A 14,536-nucleotide genomic window follows, 5' to 3' on the forward strand; every position below is an offset into this window, starting at 1 on the left:
CTTTTTGTCGCCCGCATGTTGGCAGCAGACTAGAGCCGGAGTGAACGCTGCCGCGTGGGCCGAGGCAAGCGGGAAATTTGACCGGGCGGCTATGCCGTCGCCCGGCGCGGCGTCGGATTCGCGGCCGCATCGGCCGGCGGCGCGATCTGCATCAAAATGGTCTGGACGGGGGATGCGATCTCGATACCGGACTGCTGGAAGCGGAGCTTCATGCGGCGGTTGAATTCGCGCTGCACCGGCCAGCGACCCGAATCCGTGCAGCGGATCTGGCCGACGATCGACACCATCGCGCCGTCAACCTTGTCGATACCCCAGAGCTCGAGATCGCCGCGGATGGCTGCGCGGTATTCCGGCTCGCGGCGCATTTCGTCGACGATCTCCTTGAGGATCTGTCCGGCGCGGTCGGTGTCTTCCTTGTAGGCGACGTTGATGCTGACCGACGCATTGCCGGCGCCGCGGCTGGAATTGGTGATGGTCGTGACCGCACTGAACGGCACGATATGCACGGCGCCGTCGCCGGCGCGCAGGCGGATGGTGCGGATCGAGACGTTCTCGACCACGCCGGTCAGACCCGAGACGCTGACGTTGTCGCCGACCTGGACCGTATTCTCCAGCAGCAGGAACAGGCCGGTGATGAGGTCTTGCACCAGCTTCTGGGAGCCGAAGCCGATGGCGATGCCGACGATGCCGGCGCCGGCAAGCAGTGGTGCGACGTTGACGCCGATCTCGCTCAGCGCGGTGAGACCGACGACGGCGGCGATCAGGCACAACAGCACCGTCCGCAGCATCGGCTGGAACGTGCGCAATCGCGCGGCACGGGCGTAGTGCCCGTCCCGCGACAGCACGTTGATCTGGCGGTCCATCAACGCATTGCTGGCCTCCCAGATTGCGGCGGCAATGACTGCGGCGATGCCGATCGTGACCACGGCCGAGATCAATCGGCTGCCGATCTGGCCGCCATAGAACCAGACGATGGCATCGACGCCCCAGACCTCGAGCACGGCCACTAAGCCAATGAAGGCGATGACGCTTGAGACGATTTTCCGCAGTAGTGGCAGATAACGGTTGGCACGAGTCTCCAGGCCGGGGAAACGCTGCAGTATCTCCGGATTGATGCGGAAGCCGCGGTCGATCAGGCTCAGCGTCACCATGGTGACGACCCGCGTGATCAGCACGACCGCGATGGTGCCGACGAAATATTGGAGCAGCAGCGAGTAGCCGTTGCGGATGTTCAGCGCCCAGACCGCCCACAGTGCGAGGTCGAGCGCGATCGCGAGATAGTGCCAGCCGCCGGCGACGCGGTTGCGCAAACGGGCCGCAAGCCCCTGCCGGTCGGCGGGCGCGCGGATGGCCTCCGCAACCTGGCGACGGCACTGCAGGATGATAACGACGATGAAGAGATGCACGATCAGCATCACCATGCGCAGCAGGGCCGCATAGCCCGCGCGATGCAGGCCGAGCAGCAGCGCCACGTTGGCAAAGGCGATGCCGGTCACCCCGACGCCGACGATGCGGCGCGCCCAGATCTCGACATAGGCCGCGGTCTCGGCGCGAACCGGAAACAGGCCGTACGGCCCCGCCAAAGCGCGGACGAGGCAGATGAGCCCGCGCGAGAACGCGTAGGCGTTGACGACCGCGAGGATAACGAGGCGCACCGTTACAGGCTCGCCGATCTCCGTTCCCAGCAGCGCCGTGGCGAGACCGACGAAAACGCACACCGGGAGCAGTTCGAGGACCAGGCGTCCGAGCACGAAGGGCAGCCGCAGGAAGAGCTGCCAGGCCCGCGCCAGGGTGGCGCGGCGCCGGTACAGCTCAGGCGCGGCGGCGACATCGACGGCGGAGGATGGCGGATCGGCTATAGGCAGCGCCTGCACCGGCAGGCGCGCGGTCTGCGGCACCCGCGATTCCAGGAATGCGACCGGACGCCGGATCAGCCGGAAGATCACCCACTCGGCGCAGAAGGCGCAGCCGAACACCAACGCCAGTTTCCAGGCGATTTCGATCAGGAGATTATAGGCGGCGGGATCATTCGCCGTGCGCAAGAACCAGTAGTAGAAGGCCGGAAAGTGCGTCAGCGTCCGCGCGATCTCGGCGACCTCGCGCGAAATATCGCCGATCTCCTCCGACACGCTCAGCAAGAGCTGCGCACCGAGCCCGTCGGCCGACAGCGGAATCGGCGATTTCTGTTCGGGCGCGGCCGGCGCGGGTTGCTGCTGGTTCGATGCACCGGCGAGCGCGCGCAGCGTGTTGATCATCTGGGCGCGCTTCTGGTCGTCCTGGAGGGTTTCCACCGCGCGCTTCGCTTCGTCCGGCGAGAGCGCCACGGCCCCGTTTGCTGCCGGCGCCGGCGGCTCGGCGCGGGCACCGGGGAAGGCCGAGATTGCAAGGAAGAGGACAGCGAGCAGCGCCGGGACGAGCTTGTGCGGCACGAAGATTCCCCAAGAAAAATAGCTGCGCCCGGCGGAGGCGAGAGTCGTCGCCGCCGTGGCGCATGCGTCATGTCGGGTTGTGCTATTCGCCCCGGTCCTGTGTCGGAAGTTTGCCAGCGAGACGACTTTCTCTTGGCATTTGCCGCGATGCAGGAATGGCAGCCGCTTGCCGCGCACGGGAGCAAAAGGCCGCTCCCCGTCATCCCGGGGTTCGGCCCGGGATGACGGCGAGGAGGAGAAGAGAGAGAAAGCAGATGTCGAACGCGTTGTGCGCAGGCCCCGTCACGGTCGCCCAACGCAATGAGCGGATTCCAAAATACAGCGCCGGGAAGGTAAGGGGCTTTGCCTCACTGATGCAGCCCGCTTAAACCTTGTCCCGGCGTGCCGTTCGCGGATTTGAGCCGCTATGCGATAGTCCGAACGAGCTCCATCGCAATCAACGCGGCTGGATTTGCGGAGGTGGCGTCATAAACCTCCCCTTGCTCTTGGGTTGGACATTGCGCGTCGCAGATTTGCGACCCGGGGAATGCTCCTCCCGTGACACAAAGGTGTCAAGCGGGATCAAGGTCGCAGAGATCACATTTAAGGGCGTTTGTTCCGCAGTCGCGACGGTCCGCGACTTGATGCAGCGGAATAAAATCTTCTCCGCAGCGTTTGTCTCGACGAGGATATCCGCCTCTCGCCCGCACTCCTAATTATTCTCAGAAAGCAAAAGATGAAGATATCGATTTGCCTCACCGTGCTCACCACGCTCGCTGCCGGAATTGGATCGGCTGCTGCGCAGAGTCCGCCGCAGAGCTCGACCAAAAAGGTCGACGGCACCGAGAACGTCTACATCTTCCGCTATGGCGGTCATCAGTCGATGTTCGTGGTGACGCCGCAGGGCGTGATCGCGACAGACCCGATCTCGTATTTACGTCCGGCAAAGCCCTATATCGACGCCATCAAGTCAGTCACCGACAAGCCGATCAAGTACGTCATCTACAGCCACCACCATTACGACCACATCGCCGGCGGGCAACCCTTCAAGGACCTCGGGGCCACCTTCATCGCCCACCGGCGGACCAAGGAGCGCTTGCTCTAGCTGAAGAAGCAGAATGCACTGCTCGCCGATGTGGTGATGCCGGACCAGGTGATCGACGACAAGAAAACCATCACGCTCGGCGGCACCACGCTGGAGCTGAACTATGTCGGTCGCAATCATTCCGACAATTCGCTGGTGATGCGGCTGCCGAAGGAGAAACTCGTCTTCGTCGTCGACTTCGCGCCGATCGAATCCGTCCAGTTCCGCAACATCCCGGACAATGCGTCGCCGCTGGAATACATCGCCTCGCTGAAGAAGCTTGCCGCGCTCGACTGGGAGCGGATGATTCCGGGCCACCCCTATGCCGGCGGCCGCCTCGGCACCAAGAAGGACGTCGAGGACGACATCGCCTACATGGAGGACCTGTCGGCGGAGGTTAAGAAGGCGGCCGATGCCGGCAAATGCTTCGACACCGCGATGAAGGAAGTGAAGCTGCCGAAATACGAGAAATGGGCGAACTACGAAGCGAGCCTGCCCGCCAACGTGGAGCGCTTCTGCTACTGGTGGGGCCGCGGGTATTGAGAGGACATCGGCCTCACGCCGCTCCTGCGGGGAGCGGCTTGCGCGAAATACGGGTTCCTCAGACACGTCGCCGGGCGGCCCAATGCGCTCGCCTGGCACTGGGCGAAGGAGGGGAAAATGCAGTCCATCCGCTCGCCCTCCAACTCGCCGAAGACGCGCAGGCAGACCGGCGAGCCGCCAGCATAGGTCTGGGCGCGCGCGGAACCAGCCACCAGGAGCGTGACGAGCGCGGAAATGGCGACAATCGGCTTCAACATGACGACCTCGCGACCTCGGGATCAGAGAAACATGTCGGTCAAATCGACCGTAGAGGAATTGCCGATCCGGTCAAAGTTTTGGGTAAGCCAGCTTCGCGCGGCCTCGCGCCCCTCGTCACGCAGGCGGCACAAGAGGCTCCATTCAGGATGAAACTGCGTGGCCGTTCCGAGCTGCGACATCAACTGATCATTGCCAATCCAGTGCATGAACATGCGGCTGTGCGTATTGCTGTCGAGCTCCCCATTGTCGATCAGTCGGGTGGCAAATGCAATGGCGCGCATCTCCCGCATCAGCGACGAATTGAAGCTGATCTCGTTGATGCGGTGAAGGACGTCGGCGGCGCTCCCCGGCAGCTCGTCGCGCCGGATCGCGGTGACCTGCACGATGATGACGTCGTGGCTGCCCTTGCGATAGATCAGCGGAAAAATCGCGGGATTGCCGAGATAGCCGCCGTCCCAATAGTGCTCGCCGTCGATCTCGACCGCCTGGAAGTACGGAGGCAGACAGGCCGAGGCCAGCACGGTGTCCGCACTGAGCAATGGAGTCTGGAACACCTTGATCTTGCCGGTACGGACGTTGGTGGCGTTCAGGAAGAGCTGCGGAGCCTCCGGCGACGAATTGAGCCGGTCGAAATCGACCACGCGTTGCAGCACGGACCGCAGCGGATTGAAGTGGAGGGGGTTGAGCAGATTCGGCGGCAGCGTGTGCGTCAAGGTGTGGATGAAGGCATGAACCGGATGATATTCCGGAGGCAGCCTGAAGGCCTGGATCCACTGGTTGAGCGGCGAAAGCAGGTCATAGACCTGATCCATCCGCGAGACCTCGTACCAGAACGCATGCAGGTTCTGCCGGGCCGCCTCGGCCCCGCCGATGGCCATGCCCGAGGCCAGCGCCACCGCATTCATCGCACCGGCGCTGGTGGCGCTGATCGCCTCGATTGCGAGCCTGCCGTCCTCGAGCACCTGGTCCAGCACGCCCCAGACGAAGGCACCATGCGCGCCGCCGCCCTGGAGCGCGAAATTGACATTCTTTTGGTTGCCGGTCCCATCTGCGGTCACTTTGCGCGCTTCCTGCCTCCCTTCCCCTCGTTCTCGAGCGCTTCCCGCACCGCCCCGAACTCCCGCAGCGAGGCCTTGTCGGCACGCGGAAAGCGCAGGTCCAGCTTTTCAAGCGCTGCGACGATCACCGAGCCGATCACGACCCTCGCGAACCATTTGTGGTCGGCCGGCACAACATACCAAGGCGCATGAGGCGTCGCGGTATGCCGGACGATATCCTGGTAGACCGCTTGATAGCGCGGCCACAGCGCGCGCTCCTCGATATCGCCCATGGAGAACTTCCACTGCTTGGCCGGATCCTCCAGCCGGTCGAGGAAGCGCTGGCGCTGCTCTTCCTTGGAGAGATTGAGGAAGAACTTCAGCACCACCGTGCCGTTGCGCGCCAGGTACCGCTCGAAAGCGGAGATGTCCTCGAACCGCTCTCTCCAGATGTTCTTGGTGACAAGCTTTGGCGGCAGTTTTTGTTTGGCGAGGATCTCCGGATGCACGCGCGTCACCAGGCACTCCTCGTAATGGGAGCGGTTGAAGATGCCGATATGGCCGCGCTCAGGCAGCGCGAGCACATGGCGCCAGAGGAAGTCGTGGTCGAGCTCCTTGCTGCTCGGCTGCTTGAACGGATGAACCTCGCAACCCTGCGGGTTGATGCCCTCGAAGATCGCCTTGATCGCGGAGTCCTTGCCGCCGGCGTCCATGCCCTGGAGCACGATCAAGACCGACCAGCGGTCCTGGGCGTAGAGCTTCTCCTGGAAATCGATGAGGCGCTTCTTGTTGGCCTCGAGGATCTCCAGCCCCTGCTCCTTGTCGAGGCCGCCTTTCTCGTCGGTCTTGTGCGCCTTGAGGCGAAACTTGCCGGACCCGTCATGGCGGAAGGGCGTGATGTATCGGTCGAATTGTTCGGCGAGCGATTTTGACGGCTTCTTGTTCATGAGCTCGGGGATACCTTGCGTTGCGGCTTCAATCGGTCGAGCACGCTACCAAGGATGCCCTTGGGAAGGAATATGATGAAGAGGACGAGCAGCACGCCGTAGACGAGGTTGTCCCAGCCGACTGCCTTGGTGCCGAAGCCGATCCGCAAGGTCTCCGCGAGCAGGATGGTGATGATGGCGCCGACGGTCGGACCAAGCGAGACGAAGAGGCCGCCGACGATGGCCGCGAACACCATCTGCAGCGACACCGCGATGCCGCTGACGGTGTCTGGCGTGATGAACATCTGGTATTGGCAGTAGATCGCGCCTGCGAGCGCAGTCATCAGCGCGCTGATCAGCGTGATCTTCAGCTTCTCGGCGGTAACGTCGACGCCGGCGGCCGCCGCGGCGTCCTCGTCTTCCGAGATCGCTTCCAGCGCGTAGCGGCTCATGCTGCGGTCGACCAAGTGCCATACCAGGAGGCCGGCGAGCCAGACCGCAAGCGCGATCAGGTACCAGGTCGTCTTGTCGTCGAATTGCAGCGCCAGCAGCTTGTTTGTCAAGGCGCGGTTCGGCGTATAGCCGAGCGAGCCGCCGGTATAGTCGCGCGTCGCCGTGATGACCTGGAGCACGATGCCGGAGAGCGCCAGCGTCACCAGTACGAAATAATGTCCGGTGATGCGGAAGCGGAAGCAGGGATAGCCGACGACCAGCGCCAACGCGCCGGCCGCGACCATGCTGACGGGAATGCCGATCCAGGGCGACAGGCCGAGATGATTCCAGAGCAGCGCGGTGACATAGGCGCCGATCCCCATGAAGCCGCCGTGGCCGAGCGAGACGAGGCCGAACCGCCCCATCATCGACCAGGAGGTGTAGGCGAACGACCAGATCAGGATCAGCACGAGGATGTGCAGATGGTAGGGATCGCGATAGACGAAGGGCAGCGCGATCAGTGCCGCCAATCCGACCGTCCACGCCGCAAGCCGGCCCTGCCGCGTCATCGGCGCCTCGTAAGCAGGCCCGCGGGCCGGATGAACATCATGACGATGAAAAAGGCGAAGGCGAGCACATAGCCCCATTCGAGATCGGAGAACAGGCCGCCGAGCGAGATGATCTCGGCGAACACGAAGGCGGCGACGAAGCCGCCGATGAAATTGCCGAGCCCGCCGAGCACGCAGATCAGGAAGGTGATCGGCCCGAACGACAGGCCGACGAAAGGATGCACGTCGTATTGCAGCACCAGGAGGCAGGCCGCCAGCCCGGCCAGCGCGCCGCCCAGCGCCGAAGTGATGAGATAGATCCTCTTCGCATCGACCCCCATCAGCGCCATGATCTGGCGGTCCTGGGAGATGGCGCGGATCGCGGTGCCAGTGAACGTGCGGGTCATGAACAGATAGACCGCCACCATGCCGACCAGCGCTGCGAGGAAGGACAACAGGCGTGCGTAGCTGAAATTCATGTCGCCGAAGGCCAGCACCGGCAGGCGGATGCCGAGATTGCGGAAATCGATGCCGAAGGCGACGGTGGCAAAGCTCTGGAGCACGAACAGCACGCCGCCGGTCGCGAGCAACTGGTTGATCGGCGGCGCAGTCAGCAGCGGTGCGATCACGAGGTAGTGCAACAAGGCGCCGAGTAGCGCAACCAGGAGGATGGTGAACGGCGCGGCGATGAAATAGCTGACGCCGTAATACTGCACCATGAAATACATCGCGTACATGCCGATCATCACGAGCTCGGCATAGCAGATCCACGTCACGTCGATGACGCCGAAGATCAGGTTCAACCCGAGCGCGAGCAGCGCCAGCACGCCGCCAAGCAGGATGCCGTTGATCACGGCCTCCAGCAGGTAGATGTCGAAGATATCAAGAAATGCCTGCATGTGCCGCGCCCACCTTCACACCCCGAGATACGCTTCCTTGACCGTGTCGCTTTCCAGCATCTCGGCCGACGTGCCCGAGCTGCGGATCGTACCCGCCTCGATCAGGTAGGCGCGGTCGACCACGCGCAGCACCTGCTGCACGTTCTGCTCGACGATCAGCACCGTCAGGCCGCTTGCGCGGATCCGTTTGACGAGCTCGAACACCTGCTGCACCACCACCGGTGCGAGCCCCGCCGAGGGCTCGTCGAGAAGCAGCAGCTTCGGATTCGACATCAGCGCACGGCCGATCGCGCACATCTGCTGCTCGCCACCGGACATCGTGCCGGCCATCTGATGGCGGCGCTCCTTCAGGCGTGGAAACAGCTCGAAGACGAAATCGAGCCGCTCGGCGTATGTCCCGCGCGACGCCTTCATGAACGCGCCCATCTTCAGATTGTCGTCGACCGAAAGCCGCGGAAACAGCCGCCGGTTCTCCGGCACATGCGCAATACCGAGTCCGACGATGCGGTGTGCCGGCGTCGTCAGCACATCGACGCCCTCCATCCGGATCGATCCGCGCGAAGGGCGGATCAGGCCCGAGATCACGCGCATCAGCGTGGTCTTGCCGGCGCCGTTCGGCCCGATGACGCCGACCGCCTCGCCGGCCTTCACGTCGAGATTGACGTCGAACAGCGCCTGGAAGCTGCCATAGCCGGCATCGACGGAACGAAGCTCCAGCATCGCGCTACACTCCGGCCCGGCGGCGCGCCTCTGCGGCCGCCGCCTGCGTTGTCTCGGCATCGGTGCCGAGATAGACCTCGATCACGCGCGGATCGCACGCAACCGCGCTCGGCAGTCCCTCCGAGATCTTCTCGCCGTGATCGAGCACCATGACGCGGTCAACCACGCGCATCAGGACGCCCATGATATGCTCGACCCAGATGATGGTGATGCCGAGTTCGTCGCGGATCTTTCGCAGCATCTCGGCGGCCTGGTCCATCTCGGTCTCGTCGAGGCCGCCGAGGCTCTCGTCGGCGAGCAACAATTTCGGCGCGGTCGCGAGCGCCTTCGCAAGTTCGAGCTTCTTCAGGCCGGCTGCCCCTAAGCCGTCGACAGGTGCATGCCGATCGGTCGGAAGGCCGACCATCGCGAGCGCGCGCTCCGCCGCCTCCTCGGCCTTGACGCGGCTGTGGCGGCCCTGGCCGTAGAAGCCGGCGAGCGCGACGTTCTCGAAGATGGTCAGGCGACGAAACGGCCGCGGAATCTGGAAGGTGCGGCCGATGCCGCGGTTGATGATCCGGTGCGGGGCGAGGCCCGCGATCTCGTGCCCGGCGAACACGATGGATCCGGCGGTCGGAGGAAGCGTGCCGGAGAGCATGTTGAAGATCGTGCTCTTGCCCGAGCCGTTGGGCCCGATCAGGCCGAGGATCTCGCCCTGATCGACCCTGAACGACACATTGTTGACGGCCTTGAAGCCGCCGAACCGCTTCACCAGCCCGCTGACCTCCAGCACCAAAGCTCTCCGCCGCTACTGGTTGCTGTAGGTGGTGCCCTTGGGCAGCGGCAGCACGGCCTCGCGCTGCGCCTGGCTCTTGGGCCACACCACATAGGACTTATCGTCGAGATACTGGATGACGACGGGGAACGATCGCTCGTTCTGGCCGGCCATCGGCGTCCCCTCCCCATAGAACTTGACGCCGAAGCCGAGCATCGTGCCGCCTTCCGGGATATCGGTGTCGAGCGCCGCCTTGCGCAACGCATCGGGATCGACGCCGCCATACTTCTTGATCGCGCGCGGCAGCACGTCGTTCATGAAGACGTAGGTGTTGGAGGCGCCGATGCCGACATGGGCCGAGCGGATGGCGACGCCGGGCTTGATCTTGTCGAACTCCTCGCCGACCATCTTGATGACGGGCGCGAGCTTCGGGTCCATCGTCTTCTGGTTGGCGAGCCAGATCGAGATCGGATCGGTGTTGAAGATGTAGGTGGCGTCCGCGCCGAGCCCCTCCTTCAGCTTCTCATAGACCCCGTAGCCGGCGCCATGTCCCATCAGCGCGCCGAACTTCAAGCCCTGTTCGCGGGCCTGACGCAGCAACAGCGTGATGTCGGGATTGTAGCCGGTGTGGAAGATCACGTCGGGCCTTGCGCGCTTCAGCTTGGTCACCAGCGCCGACAGGTCCGGCGCGGTCGCCGAATAGCCTTCCTTCAGCACGACGTTGAAGCCGGCCTTCTTCGCGCCGGCCTCGTTGCCCTTGGAGACGTCGACGCCGTAGGCGCCGTCCTCGTGGATGATGGCGACGCGCAGGTCCTTCGGCTCCTTGCCGAACTTCTCCTTCGCGTTCTGCGCGATGAAGTCCATCGTCATCATGCCGAACTGGTCGCCGCTCGCCTGGGGGCGGAACACGTATTTGTAGTTCTTGTCGTTGAACACGGCGGACGAGATGCAGGTCGTCATCCACATGAACTTCTTGAGCTGCTCGACGCGGGCGGCCACCGGCACGCATTGCGCCGAGGAGAAGAAGCCGAGCACCATGTCGACCTTCTCTTGCTCGAGCAGGCGGACGGATTCGTTGATGGCGATGTCAGGCTTGCTCTGCGCGTCGGCGTAGACCGCCTCGACCTTGTAGCCCTCGACGCCGGTCTTGCTTAACTGGTCAAGGATGATCTTGACGCCGATATATTCGAGCTCCGACCCGCCGCCGGCGAGCGGCCCGGTCAGGTCGAAAATCACGCCTATCTTGATCTTTTTCTCCTGGGCCTGGGCGGACACCGCCAAGCCCATTGCCGCAATCGCGACGAACAGCCCACGTACCAAGCGGGCAGCCATGCGCAGGCGCATCTAAACCTCCCTGGACGATTGTGCATTGCAGTCTTCTTGTTTTGCTTTTTTGCCCATCACATGGGCTGAGCGATGCGATGTCAAGCCTTGCGCGTCAGCGCGCGGCGAACTGCTGCTCGATAAAGGCCGTGACAAAACGCGGCATGCTCGGCGTGAGGTCACTCGTCCCGCGCACGAGATGGATGGCCGAAAGCTCGGGCTCGGCCTGATCAGCGAGATTGGCTTCGATCCGGGCGCGGACTGCCTCGCCCGGCATGTCCAGGTGGAGGATCTTCAGCATCGCAATCGCTCGCCCGGCGACCACGCAGTGCCAGTCCGCCTCCGCGTCGTAGTCGGCGGCGGTCAGGCCGGTCTCCTCCTCGATCTCGCGGACGACGCTGCCGGGGATGTCGAGCGCGCCGTCCCTGACATCGTCGAGGTCGGGCGTGCCCGAAGGGAAATAGATGCGGCCCGCATTGGCCGTATGCTGCCCCATCTCGCCCATCACGAAGGCGCCATCGGTTGCGCGGAGCGCGCCCATGCCGAAGCCGTTGAACACGCCTGCGTCGGGAAAACCCCAGTCGCGCCAGGCGAGGAAGCTGGCAAAGTCTGTCTCGAAATAGGTTGCGGCGAAATGGCCGTCCGAGAACACGGGATCGCGCCCAAGCAAGACGCGGCCGTTCCATATCTGCGGCCGCTCGCGCTGCTTGTCGGCGAAATGCGCATCGATCTCGGCGCGCCGCTCCTGCGCGAACGGCCACGGAAGCGGACGCACGGCAAGATCAAGCGTCGTGACGCGATGAATGACCAACGATGTCATGACGGATCGACTAGCACGCCTTCACGTCAGTTATTTGGCATTCGCTCCGGTCGTCTTCTTGGCCTGGTCGACAAACTTGTTGGTGAAGGTCTTGCTGACGTCGATCTTGGCGTTCGCCACCTCCGGCGAGCCGACGCTGAATACCGCGAGCACCGCGTCGGCGCCCTTCGGGTCCATCTTGCCGGTTTCGGAGAACATCGGGATCGTGTTCTTGAGCGCGGCGAGATAGAGATCCTTGTTCTTGCCGACCATCTCCTCCGGCATCTTCGCCATGACCTCCTCCGGCGAGTGCGAATGGATCCAGGCGAGCGTGCTCAGGATGGCATTGGTGAGCGCCTGCGTCTCCTTCTCGTGGCCGGTAACCCAGGCCGCCGTCGAGTACAGCGCGCCGCCCGGATATTCGCCGCCGAACGTCTCGAGCGTATCCTTTTGGGTGCGGGTGTCGCTGAGGATGCGCAGGTCCTTGTGGCTGCCTTGGAGCACGGTCACGGAGGGGTCGAGCATCACCGCCGCATCGATCTGCCCCTGCTCCATCGCGGCGACGGCGGTGGCGCCGAGGCCGACACCGATCACGGCGGTGCCGGCAGGATCGAGCCCGTTCTTCTTCAGGAGATACTTCAGGAAGAAGTCGGTGGAGGAACCTGGCGCGCTGACGCCGACCTTCTTGCCGGCGAGATCCTTGACCGACTTGATTTCGTTCGTGTGCGAGGGCGCGACCACAAGCACGAGGCCGGGATAGCGGTCATAGACCACGAAGGCCTGCAGTTCCTGCTTCTTGGCCGCCAGATTGACGCAATGGTCGAAATAGCCGGAGACCACGTCGGCGCTGCCGCCGAGCACGGCCTTGAGCGCATCCGAGCCACCCTTGAGATCGACCAATTCGACATTGACCCCGGCCTTCTCGTATTCGCCGAGCTGCTTTGCCAGCACCGTCGGCAGGTAGCACAGGCAGGCACCGCCTCCGACCGCGATGGTCACCTTGCTTTGCGCTGCGGCAAGACCGGTGGTGAGCGTCAGCGCAAGCAGCGCGCCCGCGAGCCGGGCTATCGTGTTCTTCATTGGTTTCCTCCGTTCGGCTGCGGCACCATAGAGCAGCGCGACAGGCTTGAGAAGCGCCGGACGGCGCACTGTGTCCACGGCTCGCATCGATTCATTCAAGCCTTGTCACTTCTAGGCTCGCCCGTCCGCAGCCGCCGGCCGCCACACCAAAAGGCGTCGTTCCACCAGCGTGACGCCCATATCGATCAGGATGACGAAGGCCGACAGCACGAACATCCCGGCGAACACGCCGGCGACGTCGAACACCCCCTCGGCCTGCTGGATCAGATAGCCGAGGCCCGCCGCCGATCCCAGATATTCGCCGACCACGGCGCCGACCACGGCGAAGCCGACGGAAGTGTGCAACGAGGAGAACATCCACGACAATGCGGACGGCCAATAGACGTGCTGCATCAACTGCCGCTCGCTCATGCCGAGCATGCGGCCATTGTCGAGCACGGTGCGACTGACCTCCTTCACGCCCTGGTAGACATTGAAGAACACGATGAAGAACACGAGCGTCACGCCGAGCGCGACCTTTGACCAGATGCCGAGGCCCAGCCACAGCGCGAAGATCGGCGCCAGCACCACCCTCGGCAGCGCGTTGGCCATTTTCACGTAGGGGTCGAACACCGCGGCGACCAGCGGCTGGCGCGCAAACCAGAAGCCGACCAGGACGCCGCCGAGCGAGCCGATCACGAAGGCGAGGATGGATTCCCAGAGCGTGATTGCGAGATGCTTCCAGATCACGCCGCTCGCAAACCACTTCACGATCTGGCTGAACACGTCGACCGGGTTGGAGAAGAAGAACGGCGGCAGGAGGATCTTGCCGAACACGGGCACAGTCGACAATACCTGCCACAGCGCGATGCAGACGATCGCGACCAGGACTTGCAGCGCCAGCAGCGTCACACGCGACATCAGACCGCCTCCGCCGCTTGGGTGGATTGCGCGTAGCCCTTCATCACCTCGTCCTTGAGCACGCTCCAGATCTCGCGATGGAGTGCGTGAAACTCCTTGTCCAGCCGCACCTCGAAGATGTCTCGGGGGCGCGGCAGCGTCACGCGCCAATCGCCGATGATGCGTGAGGACGGCCCCGCCGACATGATCACGACGCGGTCGGCGAGGGCGATCGCCTCTTCGAGGTCATGGGTGACGAACAGCACGGCCTTGCGATCGGCGTTCCAGAGGTCGAGCAGCAGATTGCCCATTACCTGCCGGGTCTGAGCATCGAGCGGCCCGAACGGCTCGTCCATCAGGAGGATTTTTGGATCACGGATCAGGACCTGCGCCAGCGCGACGCGCTTGCGCTGGCCGCCGGAGAGCATGTGCGGATAGCGGCCCGCGAACGCCCCGAGGCCGACCGATGCGAGCCATTTCTGCGCGCGCGGCAGCGCCTCAGTGCGCGGCGTGCCCTTGATCTCGAGCCCGATCGCGACGTTGTCGAGCGCCGTCTTCCAGGGGAACAGCGCATCGGCCTGGAACAGGTAGCCGGCATCGCGATTGAGGCCACCCAGCGGCCGGTCGAATATCTTGACGCTGCCGGCGGCCGGTTTCAAAAGGCCTGCCGCAACGTTGAGCAGCGTGGATTTCCCGCAGCCGGTCGGACCGACGATGGCGACGAACTCGCCCTGCGCCACGGTGAGATGGGCCTTCTCCACCGCGGTATAGACCCGCCCGTCTCCCAGCCGAAATGCAACCTTCGCATTCTCGAGCGCCACCGCCGTGGGCGTTGTCATGTGTGTC

14 protein-coding genes and 1 pseudogene are annotated in these 14,536 nt (G+C 63.9%); 2 read left to right on the top strand and 13 right to left on the bottom strand.

All coding sequences use genetic code 11. The annotated features are described in order from the left end of the window. Window positions 1-89: 89 nt before the first annotated feature. Entirely contained in the window at window positions 90-2,429 is a 2,340-nt protein-coding gene (locus MTX21_RS15900) for a mechanosensitive ion channel domain-containing protein (RefSeq protein WP_280965722.1), read from the bottom strand. Between the two features lie 715 nt (window positions 2,430-3,144). Between MTX21_RS15900 and MTX21_RS15905 the strand changes: the two genes are divergently transcribed. Together MTX21_RS15905 and MTX21_RS15910 are read left to right on the top strand one after the other, a co-directional pair. Beyond that, the gene (locus tag MTX21_RS15905; protein ID WP_280965723.1) at window positions 3,145-3,513 is read left to right on the top strand and encodes an MBL fold metallo-hydrolase; all 369 of its coding nucleotides are present in this window, start codon (window positions 3,145-3,147) and stop codon (window positions 3,511-3,513) included. 36 nt (window positions 3,514-3,549) lie between these two features. Then, the gene (locus MTX21_RS15910) at window positions 3,550-4,035 is read left to right on the top strand and encodes a hypothetical protein (protein WP_280965724.1); all 486 of its coding nucleotides are present in this window, start codon (window positions 3,550-3,552) and stop codon (window positions 4,033-4,035) included. On the opposite strand, the gene MTX21_RS15915 is transcribed toward MTX21_RS15910, so the two are convergent. The 12 genes and pseudogenes from MTX21_RS15915 to MTX21_RS15970 form a co-directional block, all read right to left on the bottom strand. Next, complete coding sequence (locus tag MTX21_RS15915; protein WP_280965725.1) at window positions 4,011-4,292, bottom strand: DUF3551 domain-containing protein; 282 nt, start codon at window positions 4,290-4,292, stop codon at window positions 4,011-4,013. The genes MTX21_RS15910 and MTX21_RS15915 overlap by 25 nt on opposite strands. A 21-nt stretch (window positions 4,293-4,313) precedes the next feature. Next, on the bottom strand, window positions 4,314-5,351 hold the full coding sequence (locus MTX21_RS15920) for a patatin-like phospholipase family protein (RefSeq protein ID WP_280965726.1): 1,038 nt from the start codon (window positions 5,349-5,351) through the stop codon (window positions 4,314-4,316). After that, complete coding sequence (locus MTX21_RS15925) at window positions 5,348-6,277, bottom strand: polyphosphate kinase 2 family protein (RefSeq protein WP_280965727.1); 930 nt, start codon at window positions 6,275-6,277, stop codon at window positions 5,348-5,350. The genes MTX21_RS15920 and MTX21_RS15925 overlap by 4 nt, the downstream gene beginning before the upstream one ends. Next, window positions 6,210-7,257, bottom strand: a pseudogene (locus MTX21_RS15930) (branched-chain amino acid ABC transporter permease). The gene MTX21_RS15925 and the pseudogene MTX21_RS15930 overlap by 68 nt, the downstream one beginning before the upstream one ends. Then, window positions 7,254-8,135: a branched-chain amino acid ABC transporter permease gene (locus MTX21_RS15935; protein ID WP_280965728.1), complete on the bottom strand. Its 882-nt coding sequence runs from the start codon at window positions 8,133-8,135 to the stop codon at window positions 7,254-7,256. The pseudogene MTX21_RS15930 and the gene MTX21_RS15935 overlap by 4 nt, the downstream one beginning before the upstream one ends. A gap of 15 nt (window positions 8,136-8,150) precedes the next feature. Continuing rightward, entirely contained in the window at window positions 8,151-8,855 is a 705-nt protein-coding gene (locus MTX21_RS15940; protein ID WP_280965729.1) for an ABC transporter ATP-binding protein, read from the bottom strand. 4 nt (window positions 8,856-8,859) lie between these two features. Further along, the gene (locus MTX21_RS15945; RefSeq protein WP_280965730.1) at window positions 8,860-9,627 is read right to left on the bottom strand and encodes an ABC transporter ATP-binding protein; all 768 of its coding nucleotides are present in this window, start codon (window positions 9,625-9,627) and stop codon (window positions 8,860-8,862) included. 15 nt (window positions 9,628-9,642) lie between these two features. Continuing rightward, complete coding sequence (locus MTX21_RS15950) at window positions 9,643-10,953, bottom strand: ABC transporter substrate-binding protein (protein WP_280965731.1); 1,311 nt, start codon at window positions 10,951-10,953, stop codon at window positions 9,643-9,645. Between the two features lie 94 nt (window positions 10,954-11,047). Further along, window positions 11,048-11,752: an NUDIX hydrolase gene (locus MTX21_RS15955; RefSeq protein ID WP_280965732.1), complete on the bottom strand. Its 705-nt coding sequence runs from the start codon at window positions 11,750-11,752 to the stop codon at window positions 11,048-11,050. A 30-nt stretch (window positions 11,753-11,782) separates the two neighbouring features. After that, window positions 11,783-12,811 carry an ABC transporter substrate-binding protein gene (locus tag MTX21_RS15960; protein ID WP_280965733.1) on the bottom strand — a complete coding sequence of 343 codons (1,029 nt, stop codon included), beginning with the start codon at window positions 12,809-12,811 and terminating at the stop codon, window positions 11,783-11,785. A gap of 111 nt (window positions 12,812-12,922) precedes the next feature. Further along, window positions 12,923-13,711, bottom strand: coding sequence for an ABC transporter permease (locus MTX21_RS15965; RefSeq protein WP_280965734.1), 789 nt, complete (start codon window positions 13,709-13,711; stop codon window positions 12,923-12,925). Beyond that, complete coding sequence (locus MTX21_RS15970) at window positions 13,711-14,529, bottom strand: ABC transporter ATP-binding protein (protein WP_280965735.1); 819 nt, start codon at window positions 14,527-14,529, stop codon at window positions 13,711-13,713. The genes MTX21_RS15965 and MTX21_RS15970 overlap by 1 nt, the downstream gene beginning before the upstream one ends. Between the last annotated feature and the right edge of the window lie 7 nt (window positions 14,530-14,536).

Origin of the sequence: Bradyrhizobium sp. ISRA430 (assembly GCF_029909975.1) — a bacterium.
Classification (GTDB): domain Bacteria; phylum Pseudomonadota; class Alphaproteobacteria; order Rhizobiales; family Xanthobacteraceae; genus Bradyrhizobium.